Source organism: Tautonia plasticadhaerens (assembly GCF_007752535.1).
GTDB lineage: Bacteria > Planctomycetota > Planctomycetia > Isosphaerales > Isosphaeraceae > Tautonia > Tautonia plasticadhaerens.
Genome location: NZ_CP036426.1, coordinates 615,011 through 633,865, shown reverse-complemented (window position 1 = coordinate 633,865; position 18,855 = coordinate 615,011). Strand labels below are relative to the sequence as shown.

At 72.4% G+C, this 18,855-nt stretch carries 17 protein-coding genes; 8 read left to right on the top strand and 9 right to left on the bottom strand.

Translation table 11 applies throughout. From position 1 onward, the window contains the following. Positions 1 to 240 precede the first annotated feature (240 nt). Complete coding sequence (locus ElP_RS02340) at positions 241 to 1,509, bottom strand: threonine synthase (protein WP_145266881.1); 1,269 nt, start codon at positions 1,507 to 1,509, stop codon at positions 241 to 243. 344 nt (positions 1,510 to 1,853) lie between these two features. Here ElP_RS02340 and ElP_RS37540 point away from each other — a divergent pair, with 344 nt between their 5' ends. Further along, positions 1,854 to 3,548 (top strand): hypothetical protein, encoded by a 1,695-nt coding sequence (locus tag ElP_RS37540; protein WP_197446659.1) that lies wholly within the window; start codon positions 1,854 to 1,856, stop codon positions 3,546 to 3,548. A gap of 425 nt (positions 3,549 to 3,973) precedes the next feature. Next, positions 3,974 to 5,683 (top strand): hypothetical protein, encoded by a 1,710-nt coding sequence (locus tag ElP_RS37535; RefSeq protein WP_197446658.1) that lies wholly within the window; start codon positions 3,974 to 3,976, stop codon positions 5,681 to 5,683. Between the two features lie 73 nt (positions 5,684 to 5,756). Here ElP_RS37535 and ElP_RS02325 read toward each other — a convergent pair whose 3' ends face one another. From ElP_RS02325 to ElP_RS02310, 4 genes are all read right to left on the bottom strand, one after another. Continuing rightward, the gene (locus ElP_RS02325) at positions 5,757 to 6,938 is read right to left on the bottom strand and encodes an endonuclease/exonuclease/phosphatase family protein (RefSeq protein WP_145266879.1); all 1,182 of its coding nucleotides are present in this window, start codon (positions 6,936 to 6,938) and stop codon (positions 5,757 to 5,759) included. A 118-nt stretch (positions 6,939 to 7,056) separates the two neighbouring features. Next, entirely contained in the window at positions 7,057 to 7,554 is a 498-nt protein-coding gene (locus ElP_RS02320) for a tRNA (cytidine(34)-2'-O)-methyltransferase (RefSeq protein WP_145266877.1), read from the bottom strand. Between the two features lie 5 nt (positions 7,555 to 7,559). After that, a complete protein-coding gene (locus ElP_RS02315) occupies positions 7,560 to 8,177 on the bottom strand; it encodes a hypothetical protein (RefSeq protein WP_145266875.1) in 618 nt (205 codons plus the stop codon). Positions 8,178 to 8,207: 30 nt separating this feature from the next. Beyond that, entirely contained in the window at positions 8,208 to 9,335 is a 1,128-nt protein-coding gene (locus ElP_RS02310) for a fatty acid desaturase family protein (RefSeq protein ID WP_231749414.1), read from the bottom strand. 233 nt (positions 9,336 to 9,568) lie between these two features. Here ElP_RS02310 and ElP_RS02305 point away from each other — a divergent pair, with 233 nt between their 5' ends. Together ElP_RS02305 and ElP_RS02300 are read left to right on the top strand one after the other, a co-directional pair. Further along, complete coding sequence (locus ElP_RS02305; protein ID WP_231749412.1) at positions 9,569 to 10,342, top strand: MlaE family ABC transporter permease; 774 nt, start codon at positions 9,569 to 9,571, stop codon at positions 10,340 to 10,342. Positions 10,343 to 10,527: 185 nt separating this feature from the next. After that, the gene (locus ElP_RS02300; protein ID WP_145266872.1) at positions 10,528 to 11,646 is read left to right on the top strand and encodes an MlaD family protein; all 1,119 of its coding nucleotides are present in this window, start codon (positions 10,528 to 10,530) and stop codon (positions 11,644 to 11,646) included. Positions 11,647 to 11,756: 110 nt separating this feature from the next. Here ElP_RS02300 and ElP_RS02295 read toward each other — a convergent pair whose 3' ends face one another. The 3 genes from ElP_RS02295 to ElP_RS02285 form a co-directional block, all read right to left on the bottom strand. Continuing rightward, the gene (locus ElP_RS02295; protein ID WP_145266870.1) at positions 11,757 to 12,188 is read right to left on the bottom strand and encodes a hypothetical protein; all 432 of its coding nucleotides are present in this window, start codon (positions 12,186 to 12,188) and stop codon (positions 11,757 to 11,759) included. 103 nt (positions 12,189 to 12,291) lie between these two features. Continuing rightward, positions 12,292 to 12,756: a hypothetical protein gene (locus ElP_RS02290; RefSeq protein WP_145266868.1), complete on the bottom strand. Its 465-nt coding sequence runs from the start codon at positions 12,754 to 12,756 to the stop codon at positions 12,292 to 12,294. Between the two features lie 62 nt (positions 12,757 to 12,818). Further along, positions 12,819 to 13,136, bottom strand: a complete 318-nt coding sequence (locus ElP_RS02285) for a hypothetical protein (RefSeq protein ID WP_145266866.1) — start codon at positions 13,134 to 13,136, stop codon at positions 12,819 to 12,821. Positions 13,137 to 13,368: 232 nt separating this feature from the next. Here ElP_RS02285 and ElP_RS02280 point away from each other — a divergent pair, with 232 nt between their 5' ends. Together ElP_RS02280 and ElP_RS02275 are read left to right on the top strand one after the other, a co-directional pair. Continuing rightward, positions 13,369 to 14,283: a metal ABC transporter solute-binding protein, Zn/Mn family gene (locus tag ElP_RS02280; RefSeq protein ID WP_197446657.1), complete on the top strand. Its 915-nt coding sequence runs from the start codon at positions 13,369 to 13,371 to the stop codon at positions 14,281 to 14,283. Then, the gene (locus tag ElP_RS02275) at positions 14,280 to 15,119 is read left to right on the top strand and encodes a metal ABC transporter ATP-binding protein (protein ID WP_145266864.1); all 840 of its coding nucleotides are present in this window, start codon (positions 14,280 to 14,282) and stop codon (positions 15,117 to 15,119) included. Before ElP_RS02280 ends, ElP_RS02275 begins: the two co-directional genes overlap by 4 nt. Before the next feature lie 14 nt (positions 15,120 to 15,133). Here ElP_RS02275 and ElP_RS02270 read toward each other — a convergent pair whose 3' ends face one another. Then, positions 15,134 to 15,934: an FkbM family methyltransferase gene (locus tag ElP_RS02270; RefSeq protein ID WP_145266862.1), complete on the bottom strand. Its 801-nt coding sequence runs from the start codon at positions 15,932 to 15,934 to the stop codon at positions 15,134 to 15,136. 131 nt (positions 15,935 to 16,065) lie between these two features. On the opposite strand from ElP_RS02270, the gene ElP_RS02265 reads away from it, so the two are divergent. Together ElP_RS02265 and ElP_RS02260 are read left to right on the top strand one after the other, a co-directional pair. Then, positions 16,066 to 17,346 (top strand): metal ABC transporter permease, encoded by a 1,281-nt coding sequence (locus ElP_RS02265; protein WP_145266860.1) that lies wholly within the window; start codon positions 16,066 to 16,068, stop codon positions 17,344 to 17,346. Beyond that, positions 17,343 to 18,818, top strand: coding sequence for a metal ABC transporter permease (locus ElP_RS02260; RefSeq protein ID WP_145266858.1), 1,476 nt, complete (start codon positions 17,343 to 17,345; stop codon positions 18,816 to 18,818). Before ElP_RS02265 ends, ElP_RS02260 begins: the two co-directional genes overlap by 4 nt. The last annotated feature ends 37 nt before the right edge of the window (positions 18,819 to 18,855 follow it).

Here is an 18,855-nt window from a genome sequence, read left to right as displayed (position 1 = left end):
TTGGCGCACCGGCCCCGGTTTCTCCGCCCGACTACCCGGTCCCGCCCCCCCTGGCCGACGATCCGAGGTCGGCGAGGCCGAGGGGAACGCGACCGGGATCGCGTCGAATCGCGTCCGATCCGACCTGGGGTGGCCGGGATCGGGCGGGGCGAGGTCCAGGTCGGCAGGCACCCGACGCCGGGCGCTTCGTCGCGGACCCCGGCCTCCCCGGCGGCCCGCCCCCTCCCCGACACCTCGGGATCAGAGCCCGCCGTCGAAGCAGTCCCGGATCGTCGGCAGGTACTTCTCGGGGGAGGCGGTGTTGACCAGCACGACGCGATCCCCGGAGCCGATGATCCGGCGATCGGCCAGTTCCTCCAGGACGGCGAGCGTCGCGGCCCCCTCCGGGGACCAGCCGAACCGTCGCTCCCGCCACTCCTCCCGCAGGACCCGGCGGATGCGGTCGTCGTCCACGGCGATCGCGCAGCCGCCGGTCTGGCGGATGATCCGCAGCACGTTGACGTGGCCGACGTTCCTGGCCACGTTCAGGCCAGTGGCGATCGTCCGCCCCGGGGGCTCGGGGGAGATGTCGGGCGCCCCGGCCTCGAAGGCCCGGACCAGCGGGGCCGTCGCCGACGACTGGACGCAGACGAACCGGGGGCGCCCCGGGCCGATCAGCCCGAGCACCTCCAGCTCGTCGAACCCCTTGGCCATGCCCACCACCCCGGTCCCGCCCCCGGTGGGATAGACGATCACGTCGGGCGGCTCCCAGCGGCGATCGGCCAGGCGGTCGCCGGCGGGTTCGGCCATCTCCAGCCCGAGGGTCTTCTTCCCCTCGGTCCGCCAGCCGGGCTCCTGGAAGGTGGCGACGCTGAAGTACCCGAGCGGGACGTAGTGGTCCTTGATCCGCGCCCCGCAGTCGATGATCGTCCCCGGCACCAGCTCGAAGGTCAGCCGACCCGGGTGCAGTGCGGCCAGGGCGGCGACGTTCCCCATCACCGGCCGGTCGGTGTCGGGGGACATCGCCACCACCGCCTCGATCCCGGCCGCCACCGCGTAGGTGGCCAGCGCATCCCCGGCGTTCCCCTGCGTCGGCACGGCCAGCCTCCCCAGCCCGAGCGCCCGGGCCATCGAGACGGTCATGGCCATCCCCCGGTCCTTGAACGACAGGGTCGGGTTGGCCCCGAAGCCGGGGTGCGGCTTCCCCTCGTCCTTTACTTCCAGCCGGCAGCCGATCCGGGCGGCGACCGGGTGCGAATAGGGCAGGCTCGGCGTCGCCCCCTCGCCGAGCGAGACGACGTGCCGGGCGTCGTCCGGGTCGGTCACGTCCAGCGGCAGCAGGCCGCCGAACCGCCAGAGATCCTTCCGGCCCGGATCCCAGAACCGATCGGGCCCGCGCTCGGCTTTCAGGCGATCGAGGTCGAGCACCACCCGGACCGGCCGGCCGTCGGCCTCGCAGAGGTTCATCGCCCGGTCGCCCGGATAGGTCGCGCCGCACACGGTGCAGGCCAGATGGGAGACGTATCGCATGAGGGGCTCCGGACTTCGGGGAGCGTCCCGTGGCTCCTCGGCCCTTCCTTCGGGATCCGCTCGGGCGGATTGTACCGGACGGCGCGTCCCGTCCCAGGAGGTTCGCGGGATTCGGCACCGGGTCATCGAATAGCGGCGAAGACCCCTCCGTCCCTGTTGTCGAAGGGCCGGGAGCCCCGGGTGACCCGAAACGGGTCAATTTGAGCGGCCGAGAACGGCGTGATATGCTGGTGATCGACCGCCCGGCCCCACGCTTAACCCCCGGCCGGGGCGCATGTTCGGGCAACGCACCCCGGCCTCGACGATCCACTCATCCCCTACGATCGAGGAAAAGGATTCGACCCATGCGTTCGACCATGACGACCTGGCTCTCCCCGGCCGCCCTGGCCGCCGGCCTCCTCGGCTTCGGGCCGATCGCTTCGGGCCAGACCGACGACGCCGGCACCGCGGCCCCCTCGGCCCCGGCCGCCGAGGCCGACTCCCATGCGTCCCCATCTGCCGACGCACAGGCGCAGCCCGAGATCCCGCTGGTGGACCTCTTCGAGGGGCTCCGCAGCGGCCGGGTGGGCCTGAAGGCCGAGGGGGCCAAGGGGGGCGCCATGACCCTCTCGGTCACCAATAACACCCGGGCCCCGCTCCGCGTGGTCCTGCCCCCCGGCCTGATCGCCTCGGGCGCCGCCGGCCAGTTCGGCGGCATGGGCGGCATGGGCGGCGGCATGGGCGGCATGGGCGGCGGCATGGGCGGCGGCGGCATGGGCGGCATGGGCGGCGGCGGCATGGGCGGCATGGGCGGCGGCGGCATGGGCGGCGGCGGCATGGGCGGCATGGGTGGCGGCATGGGCGGTGGCGGCGGCGTCATGCCGGCGTCGATGGGCATGATGATGCTGGGCATGCTGATCATGCAGCTCATCGAGACCGACAGCTGGGACGTCTCCTCCCTGATGATGGGCGGCATGGGCATGATGGGCGGCGGCATGGGCGGCATGGGCGGCGGCATGGGTGGCATGGGCGGCGGCATGGGCGGCATGGGTGGCGGCATGGGTGGCGGCATGATGGGCGGCGGCATGATGTCCATCCCCCCGACCGGACCCCCCTCGGCGGCCCTGGCCCCCGGCCAGACCCGCGACCTGCGCACCCGCGCCATCAGCCTCTCACCCCCGGTGGCCGGCCGGGCCGTGCTGCCCGCCGAGGGCGAGCCGCTGCAGGTCGGCGACATCGGCCAGGCGGAGGCCGGCCGCGACCCGGTGGTCCGGGAGGCCTTCCGCAGGCTGGCCGAGGAGAAGGCGCCGGAGTCGGTGGCGCAGCTGGTGATGTGGAACCTGATCTACAAGCTCGACTGGGCGACGATCCGCCAGCTCTCCCGCCGCTGGGCCAACACCCACGAGCTGACCCTCGCACGGGACTTCGTCGAGCGGACCACCCGGCCCGCCGGCGACCTGGTCCCGGCCCTCCCGTCGGTCCTCTACCTGGAGTTCGAGGGAGACGATCCCGCCGCCCAGCGGCTGGTCGAGACCCTGACCGGCACCCACATGCTCGGCCTTGACGTGGAGCTGGACGCCCCGGCCTCCCCCGAGGGCCCGTCCGTCGCCTGCCTGGTCCGCTTCAACGAGGCCCCGGCCGGCGGCCGGGACCGCGAGGCGACGGTGATGGTCTACGCCAGCGACGCCGAGGCCCGCTCCTGGACCCCGATGGGCAAGTTCTCCCTGCCGATCGCTGACGACGCCGAGGCCCAGGGACTGGCCGTCGAGCTGGCCACCGGCATCCTCGGCCGGCTCGTCCGGGCCCAGGTCACCGAGGGCAAGAAGGTCAAGGACGTGCAGACCTACAAGCTCCGGGTCGACAACGCCTCGCCGCTGCTGCTCAACGGCCTGGCCCTCAGCGGCCTGGACCTGGGCGAGGAGGTCACCCCCTCGATGCTCGCCGGCTTCTCGCTCCCCCCGCACCGGAGCATGAGCTTCACCATCTCCCAGGAGGCCGTCGACCGGCTGAACCTGGACAGCGGCATCCGGGTCCTGGCCGCCGACCTCAGCGGCCTCTGAGCCGACCCGGTCCCGACCCGACGACTGACGACATCCGGACGCCGCCCCGCCCCGCGCGGGGCGGCGTCGTTTCGTCCCCGGGGCCGAGTGACCGGCCGGCTCGATCCCACTTGATGCCCGCCGATCCATCCCGAGTGGGCCCGGATCACCGCCCCGCTCGCGACCCCCGACCCCGTCCCGGCGCCCCTCGACTTTCCGGCCGGACTGCCTTCGAATAAGGGGCCGCCCGCGATCGTCATCCAGTTCGACGGATGGACGCCGCGAGGCCTCGCGGCGGAGAACCATGAGCGAAGGCGATCCGCGTAGAATGCTGATCACTGACCGTCCGCCTCTCAGCGTTTCGTCGATTCGGCCGGCCCTCGGTACGGGCCGGCCCGACGACGCCGGTGCGCCAGGTCGTCGCGCTCATCGAAAGCCTTACGACGATGAATTCAGGTCATTTCTCCCTCCCGGCCGCCCTGATCGGCGGCCTCCTGGTCTTCGGACCACTCGCCTCGGGTCAGTCTGACGAACCACCGCCGGCGGACGAGGCTCCCCCCGCGGTCGATTCCTCGGCAGTCGATCGGGCCTCCGCCGAACAAGGCGGCGAGGCCAATTCCTACGTCGAAGAGATCCCGCTGGTGGACCTCTTCGAGGGGCTCCGCAGCGGCCGGGTGGGCCTGAAGGCCGAGGGGGCCAAGGGGGGCGCCATGACCCTCTCGGTCACCAATAACACCCGGGCCCCGCTCCGCGTGGTCCTGCCCCCCGGCCTGATCGCCTCGGGCGCCGCCGGCCAGTTCGGCGGCATGGGCGGCATGGGCGGCGGCATGGGCGGCATGGGCGGCGGCGGCATGGGCGGCATGGGCGGCGGCGGCATGGGCGGCATGGGCGGCGGCGGCATGGGCGGCGGCGGCATGGGCGGCGGCGGTATGGGCGGCGGCATGGGCGGTCGCGGTGGCGGCGGCGTCATGCCGGCGTCGAGGGGCATGATGATGCTGGGCATGCTGATCATGCAGCTCATCGAGACCGACAGCTGGGACGTCTCCTCCCTGATGATGGGCGGCATGGGCATGATGGGCGGCGGTATGGGCGGCGGCATGGGCGGCATGGGCGGCGGCATGGGCGGCATGGGCGGCGGCATGGGCGGCATGGGCGGCGGCATGGGCGGCATGGGCGGCGGCTTCATGTCCATCCCCCCCACCGGCCCCCCCTCGGCCGCCCTGGCCCCCGGCCAGACCCGGAACCTGCGCACCCGCGCCATCAGCCTCTCCCCGCCCGTGGCCGGCCGGGCCGTGCTGCCCGCCGAGGGCGAGGCGTTGCAAATCGGCGACATCGGCCAGGCGGAGGCCGGCCGCGATCCGGTGGTCCGGGAGGCCTTCCGCAGGCTGGCCGAGGAGAAGGCGCCCGAGTCGGTGGCGCAGCTGGTGATGTGGAAGCTGATCTACGAGCTGGACTGGGCGACGATCCGCCAGCTCTCCCGACGCTGGGCCAACCCCCACGAGCTGACCCTCGCACGGCAGTTCGTCCGCAGGATCAAAGGGGGGGCGATCGAGCCGGGATCGGACGGCCGGGCCCCGCTGTACATCGAGATGGATGGCGACGATCCCATCGCCGAATCGCTCTGCCGGGCGATCAGCGGGGCAACGATGCTCGGCATGAAGGTCGGGCTGAAGGCCCCGAATCAGCCGGACGAGACCGCGGTCGCCTGCATGATCCGCTTCAACGAGGCCCCGGCCGGCGCCCCGGACCGCGAGGCGACGGTGATGGTCTACGCCAGCGACGCCGAGGCCCGCTCCTGGACCCCGATGGGCAAGTTCTCCCTGCCGATCGCTGACGACGCCGAGGCCCAGGGACTGGCCGTCGAGCTGGCCACCGGCATCCTCGGCCGGCTCGTCCACGCCCAGGTGGGTGAGGGCAAATTGGTCAAGGGGGAGAAGGTCTACAAGCTCCGGGTCGACAACGCCTCGCCGCTGCTGCTCAACGGCCTGGCCCTGGCCGGCCCCGACCTCGTCCCCGAGGTCGTCCCTTCGGTCCTCGCCGGCTTCTCCCTGGCGCCGAGGCACAGCATGAGTTTCACCATCACGAGGGAGGCCGTCGATCGCCTGCACCTGGAGAGCGGAGTCCAGGTCATGGCGGCCGATTTCCACGAGCTGTGAGCCGAACCCCCGACCTTCGTCCGACGCCGCCCCGCCCCGCGCGGGGCGGCGTCGTTTCGGGCGTCGTGAGCGATCAGGGCCAGTCGACGTCGAGGAAGACGAGGCGGTGGTCCGAATCGGCCGTCGGGCCGGCCGTCGGCCAGAAGACGCCCCCTCCGGAGACGGTCAGCCCCCGGGACGGCAGCACGTAATCGACCCGAAGGTTGCCGACCCGGTCGTCGTCGAAGTCGGCGGTGTCGCGCGACGGGTCTCCCCGGTGCTCGGCGTTGATCCCGCCCTGGAGGCGGGCGGCCTCGGCGGCCCCGGCGCCGGTGGGGACGAAGGAGGCGTCGACCCTGGGGTGGTCGAGCAATCGGTCGATCGCCCCGGGCAGGCTGGAACCGTCCAACGGGTCGGCGTTCAGGTCGCCGAGGATCACGAACCGCTCCGGGGGTTCCGGGGCCTGCCCGCCGGGGACGAGGTACGAGGCGGCGGGGCCCCCCGAGAGGTAGTCGGCCCAGAGCCGGATCTCGTCGTGGTTGCGGCGGGCGTTCCTCCGCTCCGGCCCGTCGAAGGCCGGGGGCGTCGGGTGGCTGGCCAGCAGGTGCAGCTCCGAGTCCCCGATCCGGATCGGCACGTCCACGTGCGTCTTCGACGACAGCCGCAGCACCGCCAGCGCCTCGGGTGAGTACCAGGGCGAGCCGTCCTCCCGGGTAGGGAGCAGGGCGCCGGGCATGTCCTTCCAGAGGACCTCCCGGAAGGATCGGACGCCCTCCTCCTCGATCGGGAACCGGGAGTAGACCACCATGCCGTACTGGCCGGGGAACTCGCCGTAGCCGATCGCGTCGTTGCCGTAGCCCCGGGAGCCGGGCTCGACGACGACCCGACCGTCGCTGTCCAGGTCGGCGCCGCTCGGGACGCCGGTGTTGACCTCGGGGACGTAAGCGAATTCGTACCGGAGCGGCTCGGTCGCTCCCCGCGGGGACTCCAGGTAGTTGCGCCGGAACAGGTCGGCGGCCCTCCCTTCGGGGTCGAAGTCGAACTCGTTGACGAGCAGCACGTCGGGCCGGACCCGCCGGATGACCTCGGCGACCGCCCTGGCCTGGGGGTCGTCCGTCGAGCCCAGATCCCGGACAAGGCCCCCCGGCTCCGGGCGGTTGAGCGAGGCGTTGAAGGTGGCGACCCGGATGGTTTCCGGGCCCTGGGCCCAGGCCCGATCGGCGACGGTCCAGGCGGCGAGGGCGGAGGCGACCAGGCGAAGCAGGGCGCGGGGCATCGTTCTCCTCGATCGGTGGGATATCGGCGGCGGGGACCGGCGCGGTCGCCGGGGCCTCGCTATTGTCGCCCTTCGCCGAGGCCCCGGGCAACGCCCCGAGCCCGGTCGGCCGGTCCGTTCAGCCGGCCTCGATCTGCCGGATCGCCTCGAAGGCACCGACCGCGACCGAGACGGAGAGGTTGAGGCTCCTGGCCTCGGCCCGGATCGGGATCCGGACGGCCCGATCCGGCCGATCCTCGACGAGCCGCCCCGGCAGCCCACGGCTCTCGGGGCCGAAGACCAGGGCGTCCCCCTCCCGGTATTGGGCCTCGGTGAAAGCCCGCTCGGCCCGGGTGCTGAAGGCCCAGCAGCAGCGATCCGGGCCGACGCACCCGGCCATCTCCTCCAGGTCGTCGACGACCCGCCAGCGCAGGTGTTCCCAGTAGTCCAGGCCCGCCCGCTTCAACTGGCGGTCGCCGATCAGGAACCCCAGCGGCCGGACCAGCCAGAGCATCGCCCCGATCGCCACGCACGTCCGGCCGACGGCCCCCACGTTCGCCGCGATCTCCGGCTGATACAGGACGACATGCAGCCGGGGGGGAGGGCCTGCGGGTTCGGGGACTGACGGGGTGGGCATGGTCCTCAACCCTCGACGGCGAACTCGTCGAAACCGTCCTCCCGGCGCCTCCGTTCCCGGAGCAGCCCGAGGCCGATCCCCTGGAGGATCGCCCACCAGGCGAACCCGTGCAGCAGGAAGCTCCACTCGATCCAGCGGGCCATCGCCAGCCCGCAGAAGTACATGACGAACGCCGGGACCAGGAACCAGGCGCCGCAGAGCCAGGCCGTGGTGGCGAACCCGAAGGAACTCAGCCCGGCCCAGACGAGGAAGTACCAGCGGAACTGGTCGATGCCGGTCATCGCGTTGAGGGTCACGGCGTTGAAGTCGATGATCAGGAAGGTGATCCAGACCCGCATCAGCACCCCGGCCAGGGGGGTCGACCGCCACCATCCCCGGCCCAGCATCCCCCGCAGCAGGAAGACGATCGCCGCCACCTCGGCGGGCCAGAGCAGCAGGTGGGGCCACTTCGCGTTCAGGGCCATGGCCGCCCACTGGTTCGCGGCGAAGAACGCCAGGTGCAGCCACCCGAGGGCCATCAAGGCGCGGTCCCAGCGGTCCCGGAGGGCGACCCGGAGCAGGTCGGAGCGCAGTTCGGAGTGGATCGCGGTCAGGTCGTCGACCTGGATCGGGGCGTGGGCCATCGTCGAACCGGGGGGGTTGGCGGTTGCGGGTCAGGAGGCGGGGGCGAGCGTGGCGGCCTCTGGTGCCTCGGCTTCGGCTTCAGCCCGATCCGACCGCCGGGGGGGGCCGTCCCAGATCAGATCCCCCGGCTCGGGCCGCCGGGCCAGCACGTCGAGCACCGAGGGACCGTCGGTGCCGAGGGTCCGGAAGAAGAACCCCCGGCAGACGACCACTCGGTCCCGGATCCGGGGGTCTTCCAGGAGGATCCGGTTGGCCGCCTTCATGTTGTAATGGGGCAGCATGGCGAACAGGTGATGCGTCAGGTGGTCGTCCTGCCCGTACGGGAACACGCAGGCCGACCAGAACGGGTGGACCCGGAAGATCCGGGAGCCGGCGACCCGGTCCTCCCCCGGGGCGTTGCTGTGGTGGGAGATCTCCCGGAGCTGCATCAGCATCGGGAAGATCGTCAGCGCCGGGAGCACCCAGTAGAGGAAGAACAGGGCCCAGGTCCCGGTGGCGTGCACGACCGTCAGGACCGACAGCCAGTATGCCCCCCGGAGGCACCGTCCCAGCCGGAAGCGGTAGACGTTCCGCAAGGATCCCGAGACCGCCCCGCTGCTGGAGTTCGCCCCCTTGGCCTGGCCGAACAGGTAGCGGAGCGTCGCCGGGGGCCAGAGGGCCGCCGCCAGGACATACCGGCGGACGAACTCCCCCTTCGGCATGGGGAACCGGTGCGGCACCGGGTCGTTCAGGCGGGCGATGTCCGGGTCGCGCTCGGGATCGTTGAGGTACTGATGATGCCCCAGGTGGGTGGCCCGGAACCGCTGGGTCATCCCGAAAATCGGGAACATCAGCAGCAGGTCGCCGGCCAGCTCGTTGGCCAGCTTATTCCGGAACAGGGCGTAGTGGCTGGCGTCGTGCGCCAGGGCCGAGAAGCGATGCTGGATCGCCCCGACGGCGAAGACCCCGACTGCCGCGATCGGCAGGTACGCCCAGCCCGGCAGCCCCCCGCCCGACCACCTCGCGTGGGCCAGCCCGCAGGCCGTCAGCACCAGGCCGAGCAGCGCGTATTCCTTCAGGAGATACCCGATGTTCGTCCGGTTGTCCGGCCGCATCAGGGGCACCAGCCGGTGGTGGATCGCCTTCCACGAGGCGTCTCGGGGCGGATCGCTCATCATTCGCAAACCCGGGGGGACCGTCGATCGTCCGGGGGGATGCCCGATGATCGTCCGGGGGGACGGGGCATCCGTCAATAAAGTTAGCCTATCACACTCGGTTTGCGCGGTTGAGTCTATTTTGCCGAACCGGCCGGGCCGCCGATCGGGGCAAGACCGGCGAGGGCGGCGGCCTTCCCCGTCCGATCGGGGTGTGGGGCGACCTCGAGGGTCGGCCCGGCCCGGGGGGGATGGCGATGCCGATCGGGATGCTGATCGACCTGGGTCGCTTCGTCGACTTCTCGGCGAGGGCGTGCCTGGCGGCGCCCCTGGCCCTCGTCCGGAGGCCGGGGGACGTGCTCCGGCAGTTCGAGCGAGTGGCCTGGGGGAGCCTGCCGATCGTCGGGGTCGCGGGCCTGAGCATCGGGCTGGTGACGTGGTTGCAGACCCGCCGCCTGCTCCTGAGATACGGGGTCGAGGCGACCTTGCCGAGCGTGCTGGCGGCGGCGGTCCTGGTCGAGACGGGCCCGATGCTGGCGGCGATCCTGGTGGCGGCCCGGCTCGGCGCGGGGCTGGCGGCCGAGTTGAGTTCCAAGGTCCTGACCGAGGAGGTGGACGCGGCCGAGGTGCTCGGCGCCCCGGCCATCCCGAGCCTGGTGGCCCCCCGGGTGGTCGCCTGCACCCTGGCCGTGCCGCTGTTGACGGTCGTGCTCGACGCCTCGGCCCTGCTTGGCGGCCTGGCGGCCGAGCTGGCCGGCGGGTCGCTCTCGGCGAGGGCCTACGGCGCGCGTTGCCTGGACTACCTGAGGCTGGCCGACGTGCTCCCCGGGACGCTCAAGACGGCCATCTTCGGCCTGATCGTCGGGCTCGTCGGCTGCTGGGTCGGGCTGCGGTCGGAGCGGTCGACGGAGGCGATCGGCGGGTCGGCGACCCGGGGGGTGGTGGCCTCGGTCCTGCTGATCTTCGCCGCCAACGTGGTGCTCGTGCCGCTGATCCAGTGGGCGACGTCGGCGATCGGCTGGGTCGGCTGACGAGGGGACGACTCGACTGGTCTTCCCCGGCCGTCTCCTACAATAAATAAATGGAGCGTGATCCGGGCCTCCCGGTCCGGTCTCGGGGGTGCGACCTCGGCTTTGAATCGGCCGGGACGACCCAAGGGATGGGAGGGCGGGGGCGAAGACACCCTGGGACCGATCGGATCGAGGAGGGCATCGCGATGAGACGAGAGATCGGGCCGATCAGGGCGCTGGCCAGCGGGGTCTTCTGCCTGGGGATCCTCGGCCTGGCCGGCTTCGGGGCGGTGCAGGTCGCCTCGAAGAACTGGCAGGTGCAGGACACCTATCGGCTCCTGGCAGAATTCGAGTCGGTCGCCGGCCTGGAGCCGGGCGGCCGGGTCTTCGTGCAGGGTGTGGACGCGGGGGTCGTCGAGGGGATCGAGCCCCCGGACGAGCCGGGAAGGCCGGTCCGGCTGGTGCTCCGGGTCGATGCCCGGCTCCGGCCGTTGATCCGCACCGACGCCGAGGCCCGGATCGTCACCCAGGGGGTCGTCGGCGCCCGGGTGGTCGAGATCAGCCCCGGCAGCCCCGGCGCCGAGGTCCTGCCCGAAGGCGGGCTCGTCCGGAGCGTCCCCCCCATCGAGCTGGCCGACCTGATGCGAGAGGCCACCGACGCCCTGGCCCGCGTCGACGCCGTCGCCGACGAGGCCGAGCGCGGACTGGCCGAGGTCAACGCCATCGCCTCCTCGATCCGGGGGGGAGAGGGCACCATCGGCCGGCTGCTCACCGACGACGAGCCGGTCGATCGCCTCGTCAGCCTCACCGACCGGGGCGAGCGGACCCTGACCGACCTCCAGGACAACCTGGACGCCATCAAGAACACCTGGCCCATCTCCCGGTACTTCACCCGACGCGGGTACGACGACCGCGAGTTGGCCCTCTATCGGCCGAACTCCGACCGCTACGCGATGACCCTGTCCGAGTCGGACCTCTTCGAGCCCGGCCGGGCGATGCTGACCGAGCCCGGCCGGGGCAGGCTGGACGAGGTCGCCAAGTGGACCAAGGAGCACCTGACCAAGCAGACCGACGTCATCGTCGCCGCCTACACCGACGGCGCGCTCGACGACCTGCTCGCCGAGCGGCTCACCCAGCAGCAGGCCGAGGCGGTCCGCCGGTACCTCGTCGACTCCCACGGCCTCGACTCGGCCGGCTGGTTCCGCTCCCGGACCGTCGCCGCCGTCGGCTTCGGCCGCCACCGGCCCCAGATCCCCTCGGCCGACCCGCAGTCGGGCGGGCCGGACCGGAGGGTGGAGATCATCCTCTTCACCCCCCAGGCGTGACCGCCGATCGGCCGGCCTCGGCACCGACCGCCGGCCTCGGCGCGGGCCGAGGTCGCCCGGTCGATGGCCTCTCCCCGGATCGACCCGAGTGCCCCTGACCCCGATCCTCCTCAGGGCCGGAAGAACATCGGCGGCCCCAACGCCGGGGCGTAATACCCGACCGGCACGCCGGGAGGAGGCGTGACGGCCCCCCTGGGGATCGGATAGGTGCTGTAGGCCCCCTGGGCATAGAAATAGCCCGGCTCGATGAACCCCGGACGCCAGAGGGCACCACCGTACGGCCCGGGCAGCAGGGCGTAGGGCGAGTAGCCGTACCCATAGCCGACGCCCCCGAACGGCGAGGCGAAGTTGGAGTAGGCCCGGGGCACGCCGAAGCTCGGTACGCCCCAGGCCATGCCGTAGTAGCCCGGCGGGTCGTAGATCGGCGCCGAGGCCGGGTCGGGAGGTGCGACGCCCCCGGCGACCTGGGCCGACGCGGGCCCCGCGATCATCGTCAGCAGGACGCCGGCCCCGAGCAGGGCGAGGGGGAACCGTCGAGTCATCGCAGTCACGCTCCCGGTGGTGAATGAGGCGGGTCGGGCCGGCGTTCGGCCCGACGTCGGAGGGGGCCGACGCCGGGCCGAGGCCCGTCGAGGGACGGCACGATCAGCGGGGGCAGGTCGGGCAGTTCACCCCCGGCACGAGGGCCCCCCCGGTCGTCGTCGGCGATGCCATCGGGGTGACGGCGCCCGACATCGAGTAATGGTATCCGGCGGGGCCGTAAGGGGGGCGCATCACCCGGTAACTCCCCGCGGGGGGGCCCTGGCGGTAGGGGGCCGGGGCGAAGGTGATGTCCGAGGCCCTCGAGGGGGCCGAGAAGGGGTTGAGGCGTCGGGCCGCCGTCTCGATCAACCCCCCCGGGGTGGCGCGTCGGGCGTAGGCGTTCGGCGGCAGGGAGGTCGGCGGGTCGACGAAATACGCATTCGGGACGTACCCGGGATCGGGAACCCCGTATTCCACGAAGTTGTGCATGCGCCTCGCATCACCCGCCGACCACGACTGCGCCGCCGCCGTACCCGACGCCGCCAGCAGGGCCGCCAATCCGAGGACCATCCTGTCGCATCGCATCATCGTTCGCTCCTGAACATCGTCCCGAGTCGAGTGAGGGGGACGGCCGACCGCTCGATCGCCGATCACCGCCCGTGGAACAGCCGAGGGAGGCTCACCGCCGTCCCGCCCCCGGTCGGGTAGGGGGCGGGGTATCCGAAGCCGATCCCCGTCTCCAGGCCGCCATGAACCGAGCCGAAGGGCCGATGCCCGCCCCGCACGAGGCCCCCGGGCCGACCGCGATCCGACACCAACGCCCCGGCTGGCCCCGGCATCGGCCTGCCCGCCGAGAACAGGCCCCGGCCCCGCTCGGCCCGGAACCACCCCGCCGGGCCCCCCGAGCCGATCGCCGAGGGAGAAAGGGCCAGGCCCAGGATCAGGATCGCGAAGGTTCGCCGGCGCATCGGGGTCTCCGCCTCGCCGGAGGGGCGAGCAGGGAATTTTGGTTGCCCAAAAAACGGGATTGCGTCTTCCAACGTCGCGCCGTAAGATGCAATCGTACGGATCGTCCGGGCATGAAAGGGGCCAATCGCCGTGGGGCACGAACAGCGCGGGGCGTTCGCCATTCTGAGTGTGGCACGAGGATCGGGCCGGTGCGGGCCGGGGGGGATCAATCGGGGCCGGCGGTTCGGGGTCGTGCTGGTCGCGCTGGTCGCGACGGCGTCCGGCTGCGGGGAGGGCCCGAAATCCGGGGGATCGCCCTCGACCTACGGAGGGGATGGGCCCATCGGGGTCGTCTGCACCACCGGCATGGTCGCCGAGGTGGTCGAGCGGGTGGGGGGGGATCGGGTCTCGGTGTCGAGCTTGATGGGGGCGGGGGTGGATCCCCACCTCTACAAGCCCTCTCCCGGAGACATCACCGCGCTCTCCGGGGCCGACGCAATCTTCTATTCCGGCCTGCACCTCGAAGGGAAGATGGGGGACGTGCTCGAACGCCTCGGCCGGAGCAAGCCGGCCGTCCCCGTGGCCGAGGGGATCCCGCCCGATCGGCTGATCGACCTCGTCGGCGGCCAGGTCGACCCCCACGCCTGGTTCGACGTGGCACTCTGGTCCGGGGTGATCGAGGTGGTCCGGGACGCCCTGACCGACTTCGACCCCGCCTCGGCCGCCGATTATGCCAGGAACGCCGAGGCCTATCGTGCCGAGCTGGCCGGGCTGGACGCGGAGGTCCGCTCCCGGATCGCCGAGATCCCCGAGGGTCGCAGGCTGCTGGTCACCGCCCACGACGCCTTCGGCTACTTCGGCCGCGCCTATGGCGTGGAAGTCCGGGGCATCCAGGGGATCAGCACCGAGAGCGAGGCCGGGGTCCGGGAGATCAACGACCTGGTCGACCTGCTCGTGGCACGGCGCATTCCGGCCGTCTTCGTCGAGTCGAGCGTCAGCGACCGGAACGTCCGGGCGCTGGTCGAGGGCTGCGAGGCCCGGGGCCACCGGGTCCGGATCGGCGGCCAGCTGTACTCCGACGCGATGGGGGAGGCCGGCACCCCCGAGGGGACCTACCCGGGCATGGTCCGGCACAACGTGGACACGATCGCCGAGGCGCTGCGATGAGGACCAGCCCGACCCTGGAGCACCCCGCGGCCCCCGTCGACCTCGACGGCCGACCGGCCCCCGACCCCGGCGTCCCCCCCGTGCTCGACGTCCACGACGTGACCGTCGCCTACCACCGCAAGCCGGTGCTCTGGGACGTGGATCTGACGATCGACCGGCCCTGCCTGGCCGGGATCGTGGGGCCCAACGGCGCGGGCAAGAGCACCCTGATCAAGGCGATCCTCGGCCTGGTGCCGATGGCCAGCGGTTCGGTCCGGATCCTCGGCGAGCCCTCGAAATCGCAGCGACGGCTGATCGGCTACGTCCCGCAGCGCGAGAGCGTCGACTGGGACTTCCCCGTTACCGTGCTCGACGTGGTGCTGATGGGCTCCTATGGCCGGCTCGGCTGGTTCCGACGCCCGGGGAGGGCCGAGCGGGCCTGGTCCCTGGAGTGCCTGGAGCGGGTGGGCATGGCCCACCTGGCTGACCGGCAGATCGGCCAGCTCTCCGGCGGGCAGCAGCAGCGGACGTTCCTCGCGCGGGCCCTCGCCCAGCGGGCCGAGGTCTACTTCATGGACGAGCCGATGGCCGGCGTCGACGCCGCCACCGAGTCGGCCATCTTCCGGCTGCTCCGGGACCTGCGCTCCGACGGCAAGACCGTCTTCGTCGTCCACCACGACCTTCGGACCGTGCCCGAGTACTTCGACCACGTCATCCTGCTGAACATGAGGCTCATCGCCCAGGGGCCGACCGCCTCCACCTTCACCCCGGAGAACCTCCGCAAGGCCTACGGCGGACGCCTGGCCATCCTGGAGGCGGCGGGGGAGGCGGTGAAGGCGCTGGAGCGGAGCCAGTGACCACTCCCGACGACTCAGCCCGCCAGCCGGCCGATGCAGGCCCGGGCAATCGAGGCGAGCCGGGGGTTCCGCTCGGCCCTCCGGTGAATCCACCGCGCCAGCCGCAGCGCCTGCGGCCCGATCCCCTCGAACGGGGCATACGGGTGCAGCCCGAAGTTGTCGGTCTGATTCACCGGGACGCTCAAGCGGGGGATCAGGTGGGCGTCCTCGCCCCGGACGTAGACGCGGTTGATGCCGTCGAAGAGGGTGAAGTGGTACGAGGCGTCCCGGAGGATCGGCTCCCAGCGCTCGTGTTCCCAGGACTCGACGACCAGCACCCTCGGGCGCCATCGGGTCCAGTCGTTGCCGACGAGGACCTCGTACTCGTGGGCCTCGACGTCGACCTTCAGGAAGTCGATCGCCCGGCCGGCCGGGACGTGGTGGTCGCACAGGGCGGCCAGGGTGATCGCCGGCAGATCCACCGGGCGGACGTCCTCCGGCCGGGCGCCGAACCAGCCGGTGATCATCCTCGGATCCACCGACGGATGCGCCGCCCCCTCGGCCGAGAAGAGGCGGAGCGTCCCCTCCCGGTCCGACAGCGCGAGGTTCAGGTTGATGTCCCCGGGCCGGTCGGCGAGCAGCCGGGCGAAGGGGGCCGGGTCGGGCTCGACGTTGATCCCCCGCCAGCCGAGGTCGTAGAAGTGCTTGGTGACCGAGCCGTCGACCGGGTCATAGGCGCCGACGTCGACGTAGAAGCCGTCGGCCTGGTCGTGGAAGGCGCGGCGGAGCAGGACGTCCTCGAAGTTCCCGGCGTACGACGTCATCCTCGGCAGCATCAGACCCGCCCTCCCTGGCTCGGGCCGGGCGCAGGGCGGCGGTCCTCGCCCCCGATGCGATCGGCGTCCCGGTTGGTATCACGGGGGGCGTCGCGGGTCAATCCGAACCGGGCCCCGGGGGGGACGCGCTGATGGGCCTCACCTACAACACGATCGTCGTCCTGCTGGGCACCGGCCTGCTCGGCGCCAACGCCGGGCTCGTCGGCAGCTTCGCGGTGCTCCGGGGGCGGTCCCTGACCGGGGACGCCCTGGCGCATGCCGCCCTGCCCGGCCTCTGCCTGGCCTTCCTGCTCGTCGGCGAGCGGAGCCTGCCGGCGATGCTGGCGGGGGCCCTGGCGTCCGGGGTCCTGGGGGTGGCGGTCATCTCCGGCCTGAGGCGGGGGACCCGGGTGAAGGAGGACGCCGCCATCGGCATCGTCCTGAGCGTCTTCTTCGGCCTCGGGATCGTCCTGAGCCGGATGGTCCAGAACACGGCGGGCGTGGGGAACAAGGCGGGGCTCGACTCCTACATCCTCGGCAAGACGGCCGGGATCATCCGGCAGGACGTCCTGCTCATCGGCGGCGTCTCGCTGGTCAGCCTCGCCGCCATCGTCCTGGCCTACAAGGAATTCAAATTGACGGTCTTCGACCCCGGATTCGCCCGGGTCCAGGGGTGGCCGGTCGTCTGGCTCGACCTCGTGCTCATGGGCCTGATCGCGCTGGCCGTCGTCTTCGGCCTGCCGATGGTGGGCGTGGTCCTGATGGCGGCGCTGCTGATCCTGCCCGGGGCGGCGGCCCGGTTCTGGACGGATCGCCTGGGGCCGATGCTGGCGCTGGCCTCGGCCTTCGGGCTGGTCACCGGCCTGGTCGGCACGGCGATCAGCGCCCGATACGCCGGGATGCCCGCCGGGCCGATCATCGTCCTGGTCGGCTCGGCGGTGTTCCTGCTCTCGGTGCTGCTGGCCCCCAGGAGGGGGGTCCTCGGCCGCGCCCTGGCGGCCTGGCGGTTCCGGAGGGAGCTGCAGGAGCGGAAGCTGCTGCGGTTGCTCTACGAATTCTCGGAAGCCTCGTTGCCGACGGTCCTCCCGTTCGATCGCTTCGACGAACCGGATGGGAGGGGCTCCGGGCCGGGCCGGTTCGACGGGGCCGTCGCCCGGTTGCTCGGCCGGGGCGAGATCCGGTTAACCCCCGGCCCCGGGGAGACGTTGCTCCTGACCGAGGCCGGACTCCGACGCGCCCGGTCGGTCGTCCGGGGGTATCGGCTCTGGGAGCAGTTCCTCCAGGACCACCCCGAGCAGGCCTCGGCAATGGCCGACCTGTCCCGGGAGTCGGTCGACGACGTGTTGCCGCCCGACGTGGTCGCCGAGCTGGGGCGGGCGCTCCGGGACGCCGGCCAATTGCCCGACCCGGGCCCGGAGGAGGGGCCGCGATGACCACCATCGACGCCGTTTCGACCCGACCGGCTCCCGCACAATCCGCGACGAGGGCGATCCTCCCCTGGGTCGTTGGCCTCGTTGCCGTCGCGGTGCCGACGGCCTGGGCATTCGTCGCCAGCGACGAGATCGGCCGCTGGACGATCCTCCTCGGCATCCTGGCGAGCCTGCCCTGCGCGGTGCTCGGCTGCTACCTCGTCCTCCGCAAGTTGAGCCTGCTGGGGGACGCGATCAGCCACGCCGTCCTGCCGGGCATCGCCGTCGGATTCCTCCTCAGCGGTTCGTTGATCGGCCCGGCGATCGTGCTCGGGGCGATGGCCGTCGGGATGCTCACGGCGCTGCTCACCCAGCTCCTCAGCAGCCTCGGCCGGGTGCCGGAGGACGCGAGCATGGGCGTGGTCTTCACCTCGCTGTTCGCGGTCGGCGTGCTCATCATCACCAACGCCGCCAGGGACGTGGACCTCGACCCCGGCTGCGTACTCTACGGCCTGATCGAGCTGGCCGCCATCGACTCCCGGCCGATCCTCGGCGTCGAGGTCCCCCGGTCGCTCGGCACGCTCGGCCTGGCGACCGCGCTGACGGTCGGGTTCGTCGCCCTGCTCTGGAAGGAGCTGAAGCTCGTCTCCTTCGACCCCGCCCTGGCGACGGCCGTCGGCATCAGCGCCACCGCGGTCCATTATGCCTTGATGGCGATGGTCGCCGGGGTGACGGTGGCGGCCTTCGAGGCGGTCGGCTCGATCCTGGTCGTCGCCATGCTGATCGTCCCGGCCACGACGGCCCACCTGCTGACCGACCGCCTGCCCCGGATGATGCTGGTCGCCTCGGGCGTGGCCGTGCTCTCGGCGGCGATCGGCTACCGGGGCGCGGTCGCCCTGAATTCGAGCGTCGCCGGGATGATGGCGGTGGTCGCCGGGGCCCAGTTCGCCCTCGCCGTCTCCTTCGCCCCCCGTCACGGGCTCCTCGGCCGGGCAGCCCATCGCGCGGGCCTCTCGCTGCGGATCGCCCGGGAGGACGTGCTGGCCCGGCTCTATCGCGCCGAGGAGGCGAATCCCGACCTCCCGGTCCCCGCCGACCCCGCCGGCCTCGACGGCCGCCGGCCCTCGACGGCCGCCGTCGGGCTGGTCGGGGCGCTCGCGATCCGGCAATTGCGGGCCCGGGGGCAGCTCCGGACCTCGGACGCCGGCACCCTCGGGCTCACCGGGCCCGGCCGGGCCGAGGCGAGGGAGCTGGTCCGCTCGCATCGGCTCTGGGAGTCGTACCTCAACGAGAACTTCGACCTGCCCGCCGACCACCTCCACGACCCCGCCGAGCGGATCGAGCATTTCATCGGGCCCGCCCTCCGCGCCGAACTCGCCGCCGCGCTCGACCGCCCCGACGCCGATCCCCACGGCCGGGCCATCCCCCCGGAGGGATCCGAGGAAGGGACGTCCGCCCCGGATCCTCGTGAGGGGTCCAGCCGCCCCGTCGATTGACGGCGCGGCGGATGGACCACGGGCGATTCCGGATCCG

Coding starts and splice junctions, on each gene's coding strand:
- ElP_RS02270 (WP_145266862.1), bottom strand. CDS start 15,934: ATGCTGCCGAGGATGACGTCGTACGCCGGGAACTTCGAGGACGTCCTG.
- ElP_RS02310 (WP_231749414.1), bottom strand. CDS start 9,335: ATGATGAGCGATCCGCCCCGAGACGCCTCGTGGAAGGCGATCCACCAC.
- ElP_RS02295 (WP_145266870.1), bottom strand. CDS start 12,188: ATGACTCGACGGTTCCCCCTCGCCCTGCTCGGGGCCGGCGTCCTGCTG.
- ElP_RS02305 (WP_231749412.1), top strand. CDS start 9,569: ATGCCGATCGGGATGCTGATCGACCTGGGTCGCTTCGTCGACTTCTCG.
- ElP_RS02340 (WP_145266881.1), bottom strand. CDS start 1,509: ATGCGATACGTCTCCCATCTGGCCTGCACCGTGTGCGGCGCGACCTAT.
- ElP_RS02285 (WP_145266866.1), bottom strand. CDS start 13,136: ATGCGCCGGCGAACCTTCGCGATCCTGATCCTGGGCCTGGCCCTTTCT.
- ElP_RS02260 (WP_145266858.1), top strand. CDS start 17,343: ATGACCACCATCGACGCCGTTTCGACCCGACCGGCTCCCGCACAATCC.
- ElP_RS02265 (WP_145266860.1), top strand. CDS start 16,066: ATGGGCCTCACCTACAACACGATCGTCGTCCTGCTGGGCACCGGCCTG.
- ElP_RS37535 (WP_197446658.1), top strand. CDS start 3,974: ATGAATTCAGGTCATTTCTCCCTCCCGGCCGCCCTGATCGGCGGCCTC.
- ElP_RS37540 (WP_197446659.1), top strand. CDS start 1,854: ATGCGTTCGACCATGACGACCTGGCTCTCCCCGGCCGCCCTGGCCGCC.
- ElP_RS02300 (WP_145266872.1), top strand. CDS start 10,528: ATGAGACGAGAGATCGGGCCGATCAGGGCGCTGGCCAGCGGGGTCTTC.
- ElP_RS02290 (WP_145266868.1), bottom strand. CDS start 12,756: ATGATGCGATGCGACAGGATGGTCCTCGGATTGGCGGCCCTGCTGGCG.
- ElP_RS02320 (WP_145266877.1), bottom strand. CDS start 7,554: ATGCCCACCCCGTCAGTCCCCGAACCCGCAGGCCCTCCCCCCCGGCTG.
- ElP_RS02325 (WP_145266879.1), bottom strand. CDS start 6,938: ATGCCCCGCGCCCTGCTTCGCCTGGTCGCCTCCGCCCTCGCCGCCTGG.
- ElP_RS02275 (WP_145266864.1), top strand. CDS start 14,280: ATGAGGACCAGCCCGACCCTGGAGCACCCCGCGGCCCCCGTCGACCTC.
- ElP_RS02315 (WP_145266875.1), bottom strand. CDS start 8,177: ATGGCCCACGCCCCGATCCAGGTCGACGACCTGACCGCGATCCACTCC.